The 16,499-nt window shown below is 34.9% G+C and carries 16 protein-coding genes and 1 other annotated feature; of the genes, 6 read left to right on the top strand and 10 right to left on the bottom strand.

Annotated features, from left to right (window positions below):
• Positions 1-115: 115 nt before the first annotated feature.
• The 4 genes from A5821_RS04305 to A5821_RS04320 all read left to right on the top strand — a co-directional run bounded on the left by A5821_RS04305 (position 116) and on the right by A5821_RS04320 (position 4,918).
• On the top strand, positions 116-751 hold the full coding sequence (locus A5821_RS04305) for a helix-turn-helix transcriptional regulator (protein ID WP_086313383.1): 636 nt from the start codon (positions 116-118) through the stop codon (positions 749-751).
• Positions 752-841: 90 nt separating this feature from the next.
• The gene (locus A5821_RS04310; protein ID WP_086313384.1) at positions 842-1,654 is read left to right on the top strand and encodes a pyruvate, water dikinase regulatory protein; all 813 of its coding nucleotides are present in this window, start codon (positions 842-844) and stop codon (positions 1,652-1,654) included.
• Between the two features lie 15 nt (positions 1,655-1,669).
• Positions 1,670-3,589, top strand: a complete 1,920-nt coding sequence (locus tag A5821_RS04315) for a fructose-1,6-bisphosphatase (protein WP_086313385.1) — start codon at positions 1,670-1,672, stop codon at positions 3,587-3,589.
• A 372-nt stretch (positions 3,590-3,961) separates the two neighbouring features.
• Positions 3,962-4,918, top strand: a complete 957-nt coding sequence (locus A5821_RS04320) for a serine hydrolase (protein ID WP_249921822.1) — start codon at positions 3,962-3,964, stop codon at positions 4,916-4,918.
• 90 nt (positions 4,919-5,008) lie between these two features.
• Here the strand turns inward: A5821_RS04320 and A5821_RS04325 are convergent, their stop codons facing one another.
• The 10 genes from A5821_RS04325 to A5821_RS04370 all read right to left on the bottom strand — a co-directional run bounded on the left by A5821_RS04325 (position 5,009) and on the right by A5821_RS04370 (position 14,474).
• Positions 5,009-5,644, bottom strand: coding sequence for a V-type ATP synthase subunit D (locus tag A5821_RS04325; RefSeq protein WP_086313386.1), 636 nt, complete (start codon positions 5,642-5,644; stop codon positions 5,009-5,011).
• Between the two features lie 6 nt (positions 5,645-5,650).
• Positions 5,651-7,027 carry a V-type ATP synthase subunit B gene (locus A5821_RS04330; RefSeq protein WP_086313387.1) on the bottom strand — a complete coding sequence of 459 codons (1,377 nt, stop codon included), beginning with the start codon at positions 7,025-7,027 and terminating at the stop codon, positions 5,651-5,653.
• The gene (locus tag A5821_RS04335) at positions 7,020-8,801 is read right to left on the bottom strand and encodes a V-type ATP synthase subunit A (protein WP_170922953.1); all 1,782 of its coding nucleotides are present in this window, start codon (positions 8,799-8,801) and stop codon (positions 7,020-7,022) included. The genes A5821_RS04330 and A5821_RS04335 overlap by 8 nt, the downstream gene beginning before the upstream one ends.
• A 167-nt stretch (positions 8,802-8,968) precedes the next feature.
• Positions 8,969-9,280 carry a V-type ATP synthase subunit F gene (locus A5821_RS04340; protein WP_086313389.1) on the bottom strand — a complete coding sequence of 104 codons (312 nt, stop codon included), beginning with the start codon at positions 9,278-9,280 and terminating at the stop codon, positions 8,969-8,971.
• Positions 9,270-10,271: a V-type ATPase subunit gene (locus tag A5821_RS04345; protein WP_086313390.1), complete on the bottom strand. Its 1,002-nt coding sequence runs from the start codon at positions 10,269-10,271 to the stop codon at positions 9,270-9,272. The genes A5821_RS04340 and A5821_RS04345 overlap by 11 nt, the downstream gene beginning before the upstream one ends.
• A gap of 41 nt (positions 10,272-10,312) precedes the next feature.
• Positions 10,313-10,894 carry a hypothetical protein gene (locus A5821_RS04350; RefSeq protein ID WP_086313391.1) on the bottom strand — a complete coding sequence of 194 codons (582 nt, stop codon included), beginning with the start codon at positions 10,892-10,894 and terminating at the stop codon, positions 10,313-10,315.
• Positions 10,895-10,907: 13 nt separating this feature from the next.
• Entirely contained in the window at positions 10,908-11,381 is a 474-nt protein-coding gene (locus A5821_RS04355) for a V-type ATP synthase subunit K (protein ID WP_010760283.1), read from the bottom strand.
• A 15-nt stretch (positions 11,382-11,396) separates the two neighbouring features.
• Positions 11,397-13,400, bottom strand: a complete 2,004-nt coding sequence (locus tag A5821_RS04360) for a V-type ATP synthase subunit I (protein WP_086313392.1) — start codon at positions 13,398-13,400, stop codon at positions 11,397-11,399.
• Complete coding sequence (locus A5821_RS04365; protein ID WP_086313393.1) at positions 13,387-13,713, bottom strand: hypothetical protein; 327 nt, start codon at positions 13,711-13,713, stop codon at positions 13,387-13,389. Before A5821_RS04365 ends, A5821_RS04360 begins: the two co-directional genes overlap by 14 nt.
• A 167-nt stretch (positions 13,714-13,880) precedes the next feature.
• Positions 13,881-13,928, bottom strand: a sequence feature (sodium ion sensor (DUF1646 type); this cis-regulatory element may regulate processes involved in with the transportation of sodium ions).
• 228 nt (positions 13,929-14,156) lie between these two features.
• On the bottom strand, positions 14,157-14,474 hold the full coding sequence (locus tag A5821_RS04370; RefSeq protein WP_086313394.1) for a hypothetical protein: 318 nt from the start codon (positions 14,472-14,474) through the stop codon (positions 14,157-14,159).
• Positions 14,475-14,725: 251 nt separating this feature from the next.
• On the opposite strand from A5821_RS04370, the gene A5821_RS04375 reads away from it, so the two are divergent.
• Complete coding sequence (locus tag A5821_RS04375; RefSeq protein ID WP_086313395.1) at positions 14,726-15,067, top strand: hypothetical protein; 342 nt, start codon at positions 14,726-14,728, stop codon at positions 15,065-15,067.
• 456 nt (positions 15,068-15,523) lie between these two features.
• Complete coding sequence (locus A5821_RS04380) at positions 15,524-16,438, top strand: helix-turn-helix domain-containing protein (protein ID WP_086313396.1); 915 nt, start codon at positions 15,524-15,526, stop codon at positions 16,436-16,438.
• The last annotated feature ends 61 nt before the right edge of the window (positions 16,439-16,499 follow it).

Here is a 16,499-nt window from a genome sequence, read left to right on the forward strand (position 1 = left end):
TGTGTATCACATTCATTGTCAAGAATAATTAGTGTACCCTTTTTTTATTGTTGCATTATTTTTATAAGAAATATATAATAATTAGTGTGTCACATTTAGAAAGTAGGTCGATAAAATGAAACTTACCTCAAGACAATTAGAGATCATCAAAATCGTTAAGGAAAATGAACCGATCAGCGGGGATAGTATTGCCAAAACTCTTGGTTTAAGCCGTGCGACCTTACGCAGTGATTTAGCTATTTTGACGATGACTGGTTTGCTTGATGCTAGACCAAAAGTTGGCTATTTTTATACTGGTCAAACAATTGAGCCTTTGCTTTACGAAAAACTATACAAGAAAACAGTAGAAGATATTATGCTACCGCCGATCCTTATCCACCAGAGTACAACGGTTTATGATGCCGTAACAAATTTGTTCATGTACGATGTGGGTTCTTTGTATGTAAAAGATGACAATGATGAGTTGAATGGCGTCTTATCTCGTAAAGACTTATTAAGAGCGGCTATCAGCAATCCTAATACAGAAAAAACACCTGTTGCTATGATTATGAGCCGCATGCCAAATATCATCACGATCACTAGCGACCGTACGATTTTGGAGGCTGGGGGCTTATTGATGCAACATAGTATTGATACCTTACCTGTTGTTGAGATTGGTCAGCCAAAAAAAGTGATCGGTAAAGTCACTAAGACTAGAATGATGGCTTATTTTATTAATGCAGGTAATGACATTGAAAAAGAAAATTATTAAAAAATAAAAAGGTCTATTCATAGTTTTTTTCAAAAATTATTTGTAAAGAAACTATAGATTATAACGATCACAATATAGGAGAGTGCATTCATGAAAAAAGACAAAATCAAAATTTATTTAGTATCAGATTCAGTTGGTGAAACCGCACAAAAAATCATTTCGGCTGTCTCAGCTCAATACCCAAGTATTGATATGAGCGATATTAAACGTTTCCCATTCATTACAGACGAAGGGCTATTACAGCCAATTTTAAAAGATGCTTTACACGATAAGGCCATTGTCGTTACGACTTTGGTTAATAAAAAACTAGTAAATTTAGTCAAAGAGTTTGCGAATCGAACTGGGTTACAGTATGTGGATTATATGAGCCCTCTAAGTGAAATCGTCGAGGGAACTTTTGGCATTCAGCCTCTACAAGAACCAGGGGCTATCCACAAGTTGAACGAGCAGTATTTTAGCCGTGTTTCAGCGATAGAATTTGCAGTCAGATACGATGACGGTAAGGATTCAAAAGGCTTTTTAGAAGCTGATTACGTATTACTAGGTGTTTCACGGACATCCAAGACACCTTTAAGTATGTATATGGCAAACCGAAATCATAAAGTTGCTAATTTACCTTTGATCCCAGAAGTTTCTTTACCCGCAGAATTAGATCAAATTGATCCCAAAAAAATCATTGGGCTGACAACTAGCATTGAAAGTTTGATGGACATTCGCAAGTCCCGCTTACATTCGCTAGGCCTAAAAGAAGACTCTGCTTATACAAATGCTGATCGTATCCAAGAAGAACTAGATTACGCAAATAGTATTTTTCAAAAATACAATGCACTTGTAATCAATGTTGACAAAAAATCAATTGAAGAAACTACGACGATTATCGAAGATTTAGCCCAAAACAAATAGTCAGGAGTCCTCTAGATGAATAACATTCGATCCAATGAACTGATTGCCGAAATTATAAATTTGGAGGCTATTTTAAATTTACCTAAAGGAACCGAGCATTTTATCAGTGACCTTCATGGAGAATTTGATGCGTTCAATCATATTTTAAGAAATGGCTCAGGAAGCATTCGGGACAAAGTATATACACTTTTCAATCAAAAGCTTTCTGCAGAACAAATGGACGAACTCTGTTTTTTGATTTACTATCCAGAAGAAAAAATTCAAGCATTACAAGAGCAACAGTTGCTATCGCAAACTTGGTGGTTTGACACAATTGAACATTTATTGATTATTGTTCGATTTTCTTCAAGTAAATACACCCGCTCCAAAGTTCGCAAAGCCTTACCCGAAACTTATGCCTATATTTTAGAAGAGTTAATTTATCAATACGATGAAACGACCGATAAAAAAGCCTACTATCGACAAATCATCAAAAAAATCATCGACCTTGGTGAAGCAGAACGTTTTATAGAAGATTTAGCCTATTTGACTCAACAATTTGTGATCGATCATCTTCATGTCATCGGTGATATTTATGATCGAGGTCCTCATCCTGATAAAATAATCGATAGTTTGATTGATTATCATTCACTTGATATCCAATGGGGAAATCACGACATTATTTGGTTAGGTGCTGTGAGTGGTTCTAAAGCTTGTTTAGCTAATGTTCTGAGAATCTGTGCCCGCTACGGCAACCTTGATCTTTTGGAAAATGCATACGGGATCGATCTAAATTTATTAAAATCATACAGTCGAAAAACTTTTCAGGAGAACCTTCATTTTCTCCCAAAGAAAAATCCGTATAGAAAACTTACGATAACTGAAATAACTGATGCGATGAACATTCAACAAGCGATGGCAATCATTCAAGAAAAATTAGAAGGTCAGCTTATTAAACGTCGTCCTGAATTTCAAATGGAGCATCGATTGCTCTTAGATAAAATTCAAAATGACCGTATTACGATTGATAGTCATTCCTATCAATTGATCAACACTTGTTTTCAAACAGTTGATTGGCACGATCCCTATAAGCTATCAAAAGAAGAAGAATTTATCATAAATGATTTACTACAGCAATTCCAACACTCTCAAAAATTAAATCAACATATGGCATTTCTTATAGAAAAAGGTTCACTTTATCTTTCCTATAATCACAACTTGTTGATTCATGGCTGTATTCCTCTTAATGCGGACGGCTCCTTCCAATCTGCATTCTTTAATGGACAAAATTATGCAGGTAGAAGCTTACTCGACTTTTTTGAAACAGCGATTAAACAAGCCTTTGCACAACGATGGCAGTCCGAAGATTTTGCAACTGATGTCGTGTGGTATCTGTGGTGTGGGGAAAGTTCTTCTCTCTTTGGGAAAAAAGCAATGAAAACTTTTGAACGTTATTTTATCCAAGAAACTGAAACGCATATAGAAGAAAAAAATGCTTATTATGAACTGAGGAATAATTCTGAAATCTGTCAGCAAATTTTAAGTGCTTTTGATCTAAATGAAGCAGATGCTCATATTATTAATGGACATACGCCTGTGAAGCAGATCAAAGGGGAATCGCCGATTAAAGCTGATGGTAAAATGATTGTTATTGATGGTGGGTTCTCGCGAGCCTATCAAAAAGTGACTGGAATTGGCGGTTATACGCTTTTATATAATTCTTTTGGCATGCAGTTAGCTGCTCATAAACCATTTTCGAACAAAGAAACGGCGATTCAAAAAAATGATGATATAATTTCGACAAGGCAAATCGTCGATCGACGGCTGAAACGTCTGAAAGTGAAGGATACAACAATTGGTGAGTCGTTGATAAAAGAGACAAAACAGTTAAAACAACAATTAGAAAACCACAATCAACAGCTTTCTAATTTAAAACAAGGGCTTAGACGATTGTAATCAATCGATCTTAGCCCTTATTTTTAATTCATACTATTTTTTCTTTCTCTTTCTGTCTTCTATTTTCTTTGACCCACTTCGGTTATTTGACGATCATTGACTATCAATTGCTCTTCAATTAAATCTCTTATATTATTTCTACACAAAAAATAATTCCACTCCTGTTAGGAACAGACATCACTCTGGTTCACTTACCACAAATCAACATTCTATGATTTTCGTACTTTAACTTACCTTGCAAATCAATAAAAAAAATGATTAAATGAGTATGATCGTATTTTTAGTTAAACCTTTTATAGAAATTTAATTGGTTTTAATGATTCTTTGATATGATTATTACAATTCTACTTTTTTGAAAGGAACGAAAAGTATTTGGAAAAAAAGAAAATGACTCTATATGGGATGATTTTCTCTATTTGTTTCTTTTTGATTGTATCGTTCTTTTTTTCTACCCATACAGTAGATTACGCAAATGGGACAGAAACAAGCGAACAAATTAGCGTTCCAATAAAAACTGCCTCTGCTTCTGCAGTTAAAAATCCGGAAACAAAAAGAATAAACAGCCCAGAACTGACGAATTTTTATCATAAAATCGAACAAGTGATGACTGATACTGCGAAAACGTTTAAAGGCGATGTGGGCATGACTTATGTCGATCTGACAACTGGAAAACAGATCTCAGTTAATGGGGAAAAGGAATTTTATAGTGCTAGCACAATTAAAGTACCTTTAGCTATGATGATTGCTGATAAAGTTCAAGCTGGTAGTTTAAAGTGGGATGATCAGCTTACTTTTAATGAAAAAGAAGACTACGAAGATGGTACGGGTATTATTATCAATGATATTCAACCAAAATATTCGTTAAGAACATTGCAAGAATATAACATCACCTATTCAGATAATATTGCTAAAAATATGTTGTATGATACCTTTGGCGGTGGCGTTGAAGCCAAAAAAGCACTCTACGCTCATTTTTTGCAAAAAGAAACGGATTGGGATGATGCGAAGTTTACTTCTGAAGATGCGGCAAAAATCCTTAAGATTTTATATGATGAAAAAGCCTCAAATCAAGAGTATCAAACAATCTATGATTACATGAAAAATACAGTTTTCCATGAACGAATGGATACACCAACAACATCAGGAAAAGTTGCACATAAGATTGGTTCTTATGAAGGTTTTCTGCATGATATCGGCATCTTAGAAACGGAGCATCCTTTTATTTTGACCGTATTTACAAACGGGCAGACTGATGCTGGCATCTCATTCATTTCAACTATTACAGATCAGTTATGGACAGTACAAAGTCATGAATATCCAAAAAAATGAGGGTAAAACAAAACTAAAAAAATAGTTTTGTTTTACCCTCTAATTCTTAATAAATGACGTAAAAGCACGCTACTTCCTTTATTATAAGTATCAAGCATTGCTTCCCATATTTTTAATTTTAATCAAACGAGTGATCTCACTCCGTTCGTTTTCTTCCAACTTCATCTGAATATAATAAATCGTTTCTTCTAGTTGAGGAATCGTCATGTATTCTAATGCATTCACCCGACGACGAGTTTTTTCAATCTCTTCTGACATCAACTGACAAGTTTTTTCAACTTCCGCTAATTCTAATAATTTGGGTAAAATAGTCGAAATCTTAGCAAACACACCGTCCAGTTCTGCATTAGAATTTAGATAGCCATAATTTAGTGGTGCCTCTGTTACAGTTGCATCATAGTGGAAATTCATGATTGGAACTGTCACACTCATGATATTTTTTTCGATCACATCAAGAGTAATATCATCTGCTGGAATAGCCACCAATTCTTCAATAAAGGCTTCATTTAATGTCGCATTCGCCAATACAAAACTAGCTAATGCAGCTGTTAACTCTTCTTCCACATCGATCCGCAGCTGATTATTTTTTTTGACCAGTAAAATAAAACGGCGCATCAGTTCATCTTGCTTATCTTTTAACAATTTATGTCCCCGAGTTGCGGTTCCAAGCTGTTTTTTTAAACGAGAGAGTTCCATTCGAGTAGGATTTACATTTAAACGCACCATAATCGATCACTCTCCTTCAGTCAAGTATTCGTCTAGCATATCGTCTTTGATACGTTTCAATTCAGTCCTTGGTAACATCGATAGTAATTCCCATCCTAAATCCAATGTTTCATTGATTGAGCGATTTGTATAAAATCCTTGATTGACATATTCTTTTTCAAATCGATCAGCAAATTTTGCATAGATTTTATCGACATCAGATAAAGCCGACTCACCAAGGACAACCGCTAATTCTTTTGCTTGTTTTCCTTGAGCATAGGCTGCAAACAACTGATTCATTGTAGGCGCATGGTCGATGCGTGTCTTCCCTTCACCTGTCCCTTTATCTTTCAAGCGGGATAATGACGGCAAAACGTCGATTGGCGGCTGAATTCCGCTCTTATACAACTCTCTGGATAAAATGATTTGGCCTTCTGTAATATAGCCAGTTAAATCGGGAATTGGATGTGTTTTGTCATCTTCCGGCATCGTTAAAATTGGAATTTGAGTTACTGAGCCTTTTAACCCACGAATACGACCAGCCCGTTCATAAAGAGTAGCTAAATTGGTATACAGATAACCTGGATAGCCGCGACGCCCTGGTACTTCCCGACGCGCTGCTGAAATTTCACGTAACGCTTCACAATAGTTCGTCATATCTGTCATGATCACTAGCACATGCATGCCTTTTTCGTAGGCTAGATATTCAGCGGCAGTCAGCGCCATTCTCGGCGTAGCGATTCGTTCGATCGCAGGATCATTCGCTAGATTCATGAACATTACAGAGCGATCGATCGCTCCTGTTTGGCGGAAATCTTCCATGAAAAACTCAGCTTCTTCAAATGTAATTCCGATTGCTGCAAAAACAACGGCAAACTCTTCATCGCTATTTAGAACATTTGCTTGACGTGCAATTTGTGCTGCTAATTCTTTATGTGGCAATCCTGATCCAGAAAATACTGGTAATTTTTGTCCACGAACTAATGTATTCAAGTGATCGATCGCAGAAATTCCTGTTTGAATGAATTCATCTGGATAATCTCTGGCAACTGGATTGATTACTTCTCCATTGATGTCTACCATTTTTTCAGGTAAAATTTCAGGACCATTATCCTTTGGTCGACCTAAACCATCAAAAATTCGCCCTACCATATCTTCTGATACACCTAATTCTAAAGGATGACCTAAAAAGCGAACTTTTGAATCACGCAGATTGATTCCACTGGTTCCTTCAAAAATCTGAACCATTGCTTTATCCCCATTGATTTCGAGAACTTGTCCACGCCGAATTTCATCATTTTGCATGCGAACTTCAATCAATTCTTCGTATTTAACTCCTTCAACTTTTTCAACGATCATCAAGGGACCGACAACTTCATTGATCGTACGGTACTCTTTAATCATTTGCCATCCCTCCGTCTGCGATAATTTGTTTTAACGTTTGTTTTATTTCATCAGCTAAGCCATCTAATTGATCAATATCTTCTTCTGGTACATATTTACTTCTAGCAATTTGATCTCTTAGACCAATTGTTCCTGCCATAATTTCTGATAAATAAGCTCCTAAACTTAATGCCGCTTGTCCTTCTTTATAAAAAGTTAAAATCAAATGTAGCATCTTATATTGTTTTTCCCTCGAAGTAAACGTATCCACATCATCAAAGGCATTTTGCTGCAGATAATCTTCACGAATCGATTTAGCAACTTCCAAAGTTAAACGGTCTTTATCAGACAATGAATCAATACCAACTAAACGAACGATTTCTTCTAATTGCGACTCTTCTTGTAAAATGCGCATTCCTTCTGTAACCATCTCAGACCACTCAACTTGTAATTGTTGATCTAGATATTTGCCAACCTCAGAATCATACAATGAATAACTTTGCAGCCAGTTGATTGACGGGAAGTGACGTTTTTGTGCCAATGTCGCGTCTAAACCCCAGAACACTTTTACAACACGTAATGTATTTTGCGTAACAGGTTCAGAAATATCCCCACCAGATGGAGATACCGCGCTAATCGCTGTAATACTACCTTCGCGATGATCTTTTCCTAATGCTACAACTTGACCCGCCCGTTCATAGTATTCTGCTAGACGACTCCCTAAATAGGCAGGATATCCTTCATCCCCCGGCATTTCTTCCAAACGTCCACTCATTTCGCGTAAAGCCTCCGCCCAACGAGAAGTCGAGTCAGCCATAATCGCTACAGAATAGCCCATATCACGGAAGTATTCCGCAATTGTGATTCCTGTATAGATAGATGCTTCGCGAGCTGCTACAGGCATATTAGAGGTATTTGCGATCAACACAGTTCGTTCCATTACAGATTCTCCTGTACTTGGGTCAATCAGCTCAGGAAATTCATTCAATACATCTGTCATTTCATTACCGCGCTCACCACAGCCTACATAGACCACTAAATCAACATCTGCCCATTTAGCAATTTGATGTTGTACCACTGTTTTACCAGCCCCAAAAGGCCCTGGAACTGCAGCAGCTCCACCTTTAGTCACAGGGAAGAAAGTATCGATCACACGCTGTCCTGTAAGTAACGGCACATCCGGATTTAATTTTTCTAAAATCGGACGACTACGGCGGACAGGCCATTTTTGCATCATTGTAAATTCTTTTTCACCCAGCTCTGTTTTAATTACATAAACGACTTCTTCGATCGTGAACTCACCTTGTTTAACATCTACCACTGTTCCGCTGATGCCAAAGGGCACCATAATTTTGTGAGGAATCACTTTTGTCTCTTGAACAAATCCAATAATATCCCCTGCTGATACTTCATCTCCTATGGAAACGGTCGGTTCAAATAGCCATTTTTTGGTTCTATCCAAAGCTGGAATTTGAACACCTCTGCTTAAGAAATTACTTTCTGTTATTTCAGCGAATGTATCTAAAGGACGCTGAATCCCATCAAACATTTCGGAAATCAATCCAGGTGCTAGTTCAACTGACAGTGCTTCACCAGTTGTAACAACTGGTTCACCAGGTCCAATCCCTGTTGTTTCTTCATATACTTGAATCGATGCAACATCTCCGCGCATCTCAATGATTTCTCCTATTACACCTAGTTCCCCGACATGACAAATATCCTGAATACTTGCATCAGACATATTTTCCGCCATAACTAAAGGACCAGATACTTTAATAATTTTACCAGTTTGCAAACTCATTCCTCCTATTCAGAAAAGCTGAACGTGCCCGTATATTTATTGAACAAATCATGAAAATCATTCAATGATGTTCTTTATCATTACCTAATTTTATCTATTTGCCGAAAAAAACTGGCTCGTGAAGCTAGACCAACTATAAAGCTGAACAACATTCTAACGTCCTACAAAATATTCTGTCCAACCGCTCTTTCCACATTATCCTGAATTTCTTTCAGTCCAATACCTTTTGTTCCGTTATGACTTGGAATCAAAATTATTGCTGGTGTAACTTCACTTTTATATCGTTCAATCGTTTCAATTGCTAATTCAGAAGCATCTTCTGTGATAAAAATAACACCGAAATTATTTTTCGCCATTGATTCAATCGTCTCTCTAACTTGTTTGGATGAAACGGCATAAACTACCTCAAAGCCAAAAAGTTTAAATGGCATAACAGAATCTCTGTCGCCGATTACGCCTATACTATACGTCATCTGTTATCCGCATCCTTTCTCTCACGACTTCTATAGGAAAGTTACTTCGTTTGCTAACTAGAATCAAACGCAGATTCTTCCATTCCACTTCCTTAGCATTTAAAAAAGCAAGCAGCGGTAATGGACCAAAAGCCATGATCTTCGCTTTGTCATAAAGACTAGTCAAATAATCATCTTTTACCTTTTCAAAAGCAACTAAATCTATTTCCTTCGTTTCCCCAGAGACGATTGGCGCTAACATCCCACCATAGGTCGTGCTCAAAACAAAATCAGTAAAAGAAATTAATGATTGCTCTGTATAGTCTAAAAACACCGCTTTAGGAATACTTCCTGAACTAGATAGAACTGTTGATAAAAAATTTTCATGCTGACCTTGTATGATTCCTCTGGCCATGGTAGAAATATTCGTCAAGTCAATAAAAGCGGTAACTTCAGCTAGTATATCTTTATCTCCTAATTTTTCAGCTAATTGTCGTTGAAATGTTAAGAAATTTCGGTCATAAATGATATCGATTGCCTGAAGAGTGTTCGATTCTTGAAAATAATCTAGCACTTCAAGAATTGCGTTCATCAACGCTTGCGGCAATTCATTGGAAACACGGGTACGAATCGCACTTTTCAGTGTTTCTATCGAATATCGTCCATCGTCAATAAATAGATAGTCTAAATCTTGACCTGTCAGCTCAGCTTTTGTCAAAACTTTCAAGTTATGAAATGTTGCTCTGGAAGTATATATTGTGATCACTTCTGGCTCTGGAGCCATTTCATATAACCATTCATAAAGTTTGCCTTTTTCTTTTGAATAAATATATTCAAAACGCTCAGAAAAATCTTCCGTCATATATGTTCCATAAACAGTATTTTTTAATAACTCTTTTAGTTCATCAGTGTTTTTTGCATTTAATAGTTGTTCATATTGAGCACTACTCAAAAGTTCTGTTTCTTTAAGACGAATCAAAGGGTTGATTTGATTATATGCAGTTTCTTTCATTCGTTATGATCCTCCCATCATATAAGGTGGAGCAACTTGTTTTATTGAAACAGCATTTCTGCTATTTTAAAACTTTCCATTTTTTTAATTTCTTGCATTAGACTGGAAAATAAAAAATTATATTCGATACCATCTTTTGCTACAATAAACCCGCCATCATTTGGAACTTCTTCTTTTTCCAGTATCAACGTCAAAATTTCATTAGAATGTTCAACTATCCACTGCTCAGACAACTTTCCTTTTGAAAACGAACCTAATTTTAAGTAAGCCTTGCCCTCTATTGGTAGCTGATTAATGATTTGCTCTGCAAATGTTTGAAATTCACTTTCTGTCCAATGATTCATTCGTTCAACGGCTTCTGTAAAAAGCTGCTCCAGATATCCTTGCTTTTGATTCAAGATCGATTGCTTGATTTCCAGTTGCTGACGATTTTCTTTTTGTTTAAAAGCTTTATTCGTTTGTTCTTGATTTTTTTCAATCAGTTTACTTTCTTGTAAAAATAATGCTTCTTTCTGTTCCTGATACTCTTGATTGATACGATCTAGTTCAATTTTCTTTCGTTCTGAAACTTCTTTTTGACCTTTTTCTAGAATTTGTTCGACAATTTTTTCGATTGCATCCATTTTTTTCCTCCTACTACTTCACATTTAGGACAAGTAAGAATGAGATAACAAACCCAAGAATGGCATATGTTTCAACCATAGCAGCATATATGATCCCTTTTGTTGCATGTTCAGGTTTTTTCGCTAAAATTTGTATCCCAGCTGCTGCTACTCGACCTTGGGCGATTCCAGAAAATAAACCTGCAAAGGCGATTGGTAAGGATGCTACAAAATAATCCAGACCTTGAACCATCGTCATATCATTGTTTAAATTGATAAAAATCAAGAATGCGATAACGAAACCATATAATCCTTGTGTACCAGGTAATAATTGTAAAATCAATGCTTGTCCAAATTTTTCAGGCTGTTCAGTTGTTAAGGCCGCGGCCGCCTCTCCTGTAAAACCAACACCTTTCGCTGAACCAATCCCTGCTAAAATCGTTGCCATCGCCATTCCTAATACTGCAAAAAGAATTCCACCATTATTATTAATTAAGTAATCTATCATGTTATTATTCCTCCACTATTCTTTTACTTTTGATTTTTTTTCAATATTCATATATTTCTCTTCTGTCTTTAGCGGTTTAAAGGCTCGACCGCCGCCTGTATAAAATTTTCCGAAAAACTCTACATATTGTAGACGTGCACCATGAACATAAGCACTTAACAAGCTTAAAAATAGATTCAACGCGTGTAATGCGATGATCAATAAAATTCCCACCGTAAATCGTGCAGCTGGCGGCATAAACGCTACTAACATATTAAAGGCAGCGGCAATGCTTCCTCCCGAGATTCCCAAAGCCATCAGTCGAGTATAACTGACTAAATCCCCAATATAACCGGTCAAACCATATAATCCATAGAGACCTTTAGCTAGTCCTTTGACCTTTGACTTCGTTTGAATAATTGGTACGATCACGATTGACAAAGCAGAAATGACCGCCACAATTATTCCAGCCGTAACCAAACCATCATTTTGAAATAGCAACATACCTAAGACTACAATCAAAATTCCTATCAATAAACCTTGCCAAGCAAAACTTTCACCAATACTGTCCAAGTAACGTTTTCGCTTCGTTAGTTCGATGCCATTAACCATCAGACCTGTCAACAATTGAATAAATCCAAAAATAACAGATAAGATCAAAATCGTATTCACATCTTCAGTCGTTGATAAAATTGGAAACGGCAACTGAACGCCAAATAGTATTTTGGGTAAAGCAGCGCCAAAAAAAGAGCCGTAAATAAAACCCCAAATAATCGTTGGAAACGATAAAATCAGGAAAAAGTCTGCAAAACGCTTCATTCCTCGAGGTAAGACCATTAACTTCAACGCAAGGAATGCACCTACAAGCATCAGTAATCCGTAGCCAATATCTGCCACCATCATGCCAAAAAATACCATATAAAACGGCGTCATGATCGGCGTTGGATCTATTTCGTCATATTTGGGTAAGCTATACATTTCAGTAAGCATCTCAAATGGTGCTACTATAGAATTATTCTTTAGTTTCACTGGAATATCTTCTCGAATCTCATCAGCTGATGGCGTATCAAAAGAAATATACACTTCATCTTTCGGTAATGCATCCTCTAATACAGTAGCTAACTCTCGTTTCTCCTCAATAGGAATCCAGCCTTGCATAATAAAAAAGTAAGAAGTATTCAATAAATGTTTTTTTGCGTCTTCACGATGGATATACGCATAGGTCATTTCTTCTGCTAAATATAATTCTTCTAAATGGTCTCGATAAGAAGTTAAATCATTTTTTAATTGTTTCTCCTCCATAACAAGTGCAGCTATTGCTTCTTTATTCTGTTGATATGCCTCTTTTGGTAAAATATCGTATGGATAATCAAATTGATTAAAACTATATCGAGCTGTGATTTCATCCACGTCAGAAGACTGATCCTTGAGATAAATCAAGCTATAGTAGACATGATTTTGACTATGATAGATTTCTTCTACATAAATCGATGAAACTTTTTTTAAATCTGACAGAAAGTCCATCCGATTGGCAGAATTGATTGATCCTAGCAAGATATTACTACTTTCTAGAACACTTTTTTTCGGAATAATGTCTAAATACTGCCAACGGGCTAACCAGTTTTCTTTTGACAGTAAATCCTTTCTGATCGTCTCGATCTTTGTCAGCCTATTCTTGAGTGAGGTTATTTCTTTTAAATATCTGTTGATTTTAAACACATCAAAGTCTTTTTCTAAAGAACTTAATGTACGAATTTGTCTTTTAAAGGATTTCTTCTTTGAAGTATTTTCGGAGAATCGCTCAATAAACGTTAGTGACTCCTGGATCTCAGTCAACATTGTCTGGAACTGTTTCTTTTGAGTTTCGTCTCCTTCTACCAATGTTGCCGAAAAATGTTTTTCTATATAAGAGCTATCTACACTTGAATGAAAAAAATCTTTGATTTCGATTGCCTGCATCCCTTGAATGGCCTGAAGAATCGCTTCTTCTTTTTCGGCTGCAGCTATAATCGTCATTTTTTCCATTTTATTGACTGCCATAGATTTTTTTCACCCTTTCTATTACGTGATCAATGATAGATTCTTTGTTCTTTTCATATTTTTCTCTAAAATCTTGATTTTGGATTTTTGCTTCACTTAGCAAAATGTCCTTTTCTTTTTGTAGTTGTTCATTTTTTTGTGTTTCTAACTCGCGAAGTAACATCTTGACTTTTTCTTGGCTTTCTTCTTGTTTTTTCTTGAAGTCATCGGCTTTTTTTTGCTCATAAACATTAAGTTCATCTTTTGCATTTTGTCTCATTTTTTCAACGTTATCTTCAGCGTCACGAATTTTATCTAATGCTTCTAAAACCATTTTTTCACCCCTATCATTTGACTACTTATTCTTCAACCTTATTATTGAACGTATCCCTTTTTATTACAATCAAAAAGGGCATAATTTGTGCTTCTATTTACTAAAAACACAACTTATTCCCTCATTTAATCGGAAAATGAAAAAAAGGGCGTAAGTTCAAAAAACCATTCTTCTCACCCCTTGAAGAACCTGATCCTTGAAGCTTGCGCCCAACCATTTTTATTCATATGCACTAATCTTAGCAAAAAAAAACGAAAATTACAACTGATTTTAGAGTGAACTTTTTCTGACGAAAAAAGAATCCCATCTTCAATCGAAGATGGGAGAAGGAGTTTTACTCATGAGAGTAAATGAAAAAAAGTTTAATGTTAGGATAGATTTATATTACTATCCTATTTTTACTTTTACAAATGATATGCACTATGATTTTTCTTTTCCACTCTTTAAAAAAAGAAAGCTTCTAAATCATAAGAAGAACGGCTAATTCGTTCAACGATTGTTTCTTTCCAAACATCTGTAAACCAATCATATTGAATTTGGTTGATAATACTTTTTTTTAACTCCATGATCATCGTCTCACTACCGATTTCGTCTTCATAGAACGAACCTAACATGGCTAGCATTTTTGTATTATTATGTTGTTGGAATCGATAGATACGTCCTTTTTCTATGTAATAAAACCAGTGATTGATAATAACTGCAAACCGGTCTTCTTTATTTTCTAATAGTGTGATAAACAGTTTAGTTGTAATTTTTTTCATGTCCTTAACTCCTTTGCTTTATTCAATCTTTTCATCATACCAAAAGATTGCTAGTGAGACAAATCAGCCGTGAAATCCCTATCGTCAAAAATTCGATTATAAAGTTTCTAGACAAAATGTTGATATAGACTGTTCTTTCCAACTATAATCAATCTTAACAGACTACTATCAAACTTAATGTTTGAAATTATCTACCATTTGATATAATAGAACAGTACACTAATTAATGACTCAACTGGAGGAGAAAAATAATGGAACAACATTTAATTAAAATAAGGACAACTTTTCACAATACATGGTTGATCAACTTGAAAAAAGATTCATTTTCTGAAGAAAACAATATCCTATTTGGAGATACAGTGAGACTTTCTATCTCTAAAAACGACTCTTATTATTTTTCAGAAGCTATCGCATTGACATACGACAAAGAAATTTTATCAAGAGAACAGCCAACTACAACTGAAATTGACTTTTTTAATTATATGAAAGTAGTTCAAGAAAGAATGTTTTCAAAAGCTCTTGCAACTAAATATGGTATAGAACACTATATCATTCCAACAGCGCCCATCGATGATTTAGAAAAAGACAGTTAAAAATAAATAACAGCCTCTGATTTACTTCATTCAACAGGAAAAGTAAATCAGAAGCTATTATTTGCACTTTTTTTGGTACGCACTTTTTACTTATACATTTTTAGTTTTTTTAGTTAAATTGCTTGTTTGCAAAATTGGTTTTGATAACTTAAAATTCAATAGAATATATATACTTCTAGCCTCCTGCACAGATCACATAGACACTAATAGCTCCCGACATTAAAGCCAAAAAAGAAACCATTAAGAACACCTCCTATTCAATTTAAAAAAAATCAGTGTTTGCAAACAAATAATTTTCCTTAAGTAAAGAATAGCAAACAAAGTTCAAAATGGAAAGTAAAAATTTTTAAAATGCGAAATTAGCATATAAAATATTAAAATCTTAGAACTTTTTATAAAAAAAAGGAATTTCGCATTGATTCTATGCTATAATCGCATAATAAAGGAGGGAAATCCTTGAATATCATAGATACTTTACGTTTTTTTAGATTAAAATTAAAGCTTACTCAAAAAGAAATGATGCCAGATTATACTGATCCATCGACTTATTCTAAGATTGAAAGTGAACGCCGTTCTTTGAAGGTTAGTGAGCTAGAAGAAATACTTAGCCATATATCCGTTAATGCTGAAGAATTTTTTAATTTTGCAACATTTGATAAAGAACAACAAGATTTTAGAAAATACTTTTATTATTGTGCTAATCATTTAGAAAATAAGAGTACTAAACAAAAACTTCTTAACTATTATTTCTCTTTAAAAAGTAAACAAGATAAGACACTACGAGAATTATCAAATTATATTGCGATTAAAAATTTTTTCCATGATCATTGGCCTGAGATTGATGAGATATCTTCTGAAGAAATTACCAACACTTTAGAAGAACTGTTAAATAAATCATTTTATCTTCAATATGATTACGTGATTACAAGCAATCTTATTCGATTTTTTAATGCCAAAGAAGCGGATTTACTTGTTGCTAAAATGTTTCCAATTAAATATGAAGAACAACGTGATTTTACCACAAAGAAATTTGCTCACAATATCTTAATTAATCTAATTACTTTACGATTATACGCAAAAGATTATAACGGTGCAGAAAAGTTTATTAAATTAGCAAAAAAACAAGATAAACAAAATGAAAACTACAATTTCAAATTAAACTTGCAATATTTAACGAATCTTTTAAATTATCTTCTTGACGGAGAACCTGTCTATATGGAGCGTGTATACGACTTTATTCATTTGCTGGAAAATGCTGGTGATATCAATCATGCAAACAACGTGAAAAAAGAAGTGAAAATGTTGACTCATGAGAGAGACAGCGAAAAAATATTAAATAACTACACTATTGGCTTATTAAAAGAAAGTTAAAAAAATTCAAAAAAGAATATCCCACCTCTTTCAAGGTGGGATAAGGAGTATTACTCGGATT

The organism is Enterococcus sp. 7F3_DIV0205, from assembly GCF_002141365.2.
Classification (GTDB): Bacteria; Bacillota; Bacilli; order Lactobacillales; family Enterococcaceae; genus Enterococcus_L; species Enterococcus_L palustris.

What these genes read in the sequence shown, in the direction of transcription:
- A5821_RS04305 (WP_086313383.1), top strand. Translation starts at nt 116, where the DNA reads ATGAAACTTACCTCAAGACAATTAGAGATCATCAAAATCGTTAAGGAA.
- A5821_RS04310 (WP_086313384.1), top strand. Translation starts at nt 842, where the DNA reads ATGAAAAAAGACAAAATCAAAATTTATTTAGTATCAGATTCAGTTGGT.
- A5821_RS04315 (WP_086313385.1), top strand. Translation starts at nt 1,670, where the DNA reads ATGAATAACATTCGATCCAATGAACTGATTGCCGAAATTATAAATTTG.
- A5821_RS04325 (WP_086313386.1), bottom strand. Translation starts at nt 5,644, where the DNA reads ATGGTGCGTTTAAATGTAAATCCTACTCGAATGGAACTCTCTCGTTTA.
- A5821_RS04330 (WP_086313387.1), bottom strand. Translation starts at nt 7,027, where the DNA reads ATGATTAAAGAGTACCGTACGATCAATGAAGTTGTCGGTCCCTTGATG.
- A5821_RS04340 (WP_086313389.1), bottom strand. Translation starts at nt 9,280, where the DNA reads ATGACGTATAGTATAGGCGTAATCGGCGACAGAGATTCTGTTATGCCA.
- A5821_RS04345 (WP_086313390.1), bottom strand. Translation starts at nt 10,271, where the DNA reads ATGAAAGAAACTGCATATAATCAAATCAACCCTTTGATTCGTCTTAAA.
- A5821_RS04350 (WP_086313391.1), bottom strand. Translation starts at nt 10,894, where the DNA reads ATGGATGCAATCGAAAAAATTGTCGAACAAATTCTAGAAAAAGGTCAA.
- A5821_RS04355 (WP_010760283.1), bottom strand. Translation starts at nt 11,381, where the DNA reads ATGATAGATTACTTAATTAATAATAATGGTGGAATTCTTTTTGCAGTA.
- A5821_RS04360 (WP_086313392.1), bottom strand. Translation starts at nt 13,400, where the DNA reads ATGGCAGTCAATAAAATGGAAAAAATGACGATTATAGCTGCAGCCGAA.
- A5821_RS04365 (WP_086313393.1), bottom strand. Translation starts at nt 13,713, where the DNA reads ATGGTTTTAGAAGCATTAGATAAAATTCGTGACGCTGAAGATAACGTT.
- A5821_RS04370 (WP_086313394.1), bottom strand. Translation starts at nt 14,474, where the DNA reads ATGAAAAAAATTACAACTAAACTGTTTATCACACTATTAGAAAATAAA.
- A5821_RS04375 (WP_086313395.1), top strand. Translation starts at nt 14,726, where the DNA reads ATGGAACAACATTTAATTAAAATAAGGACAACTTTTCACAATACATGG.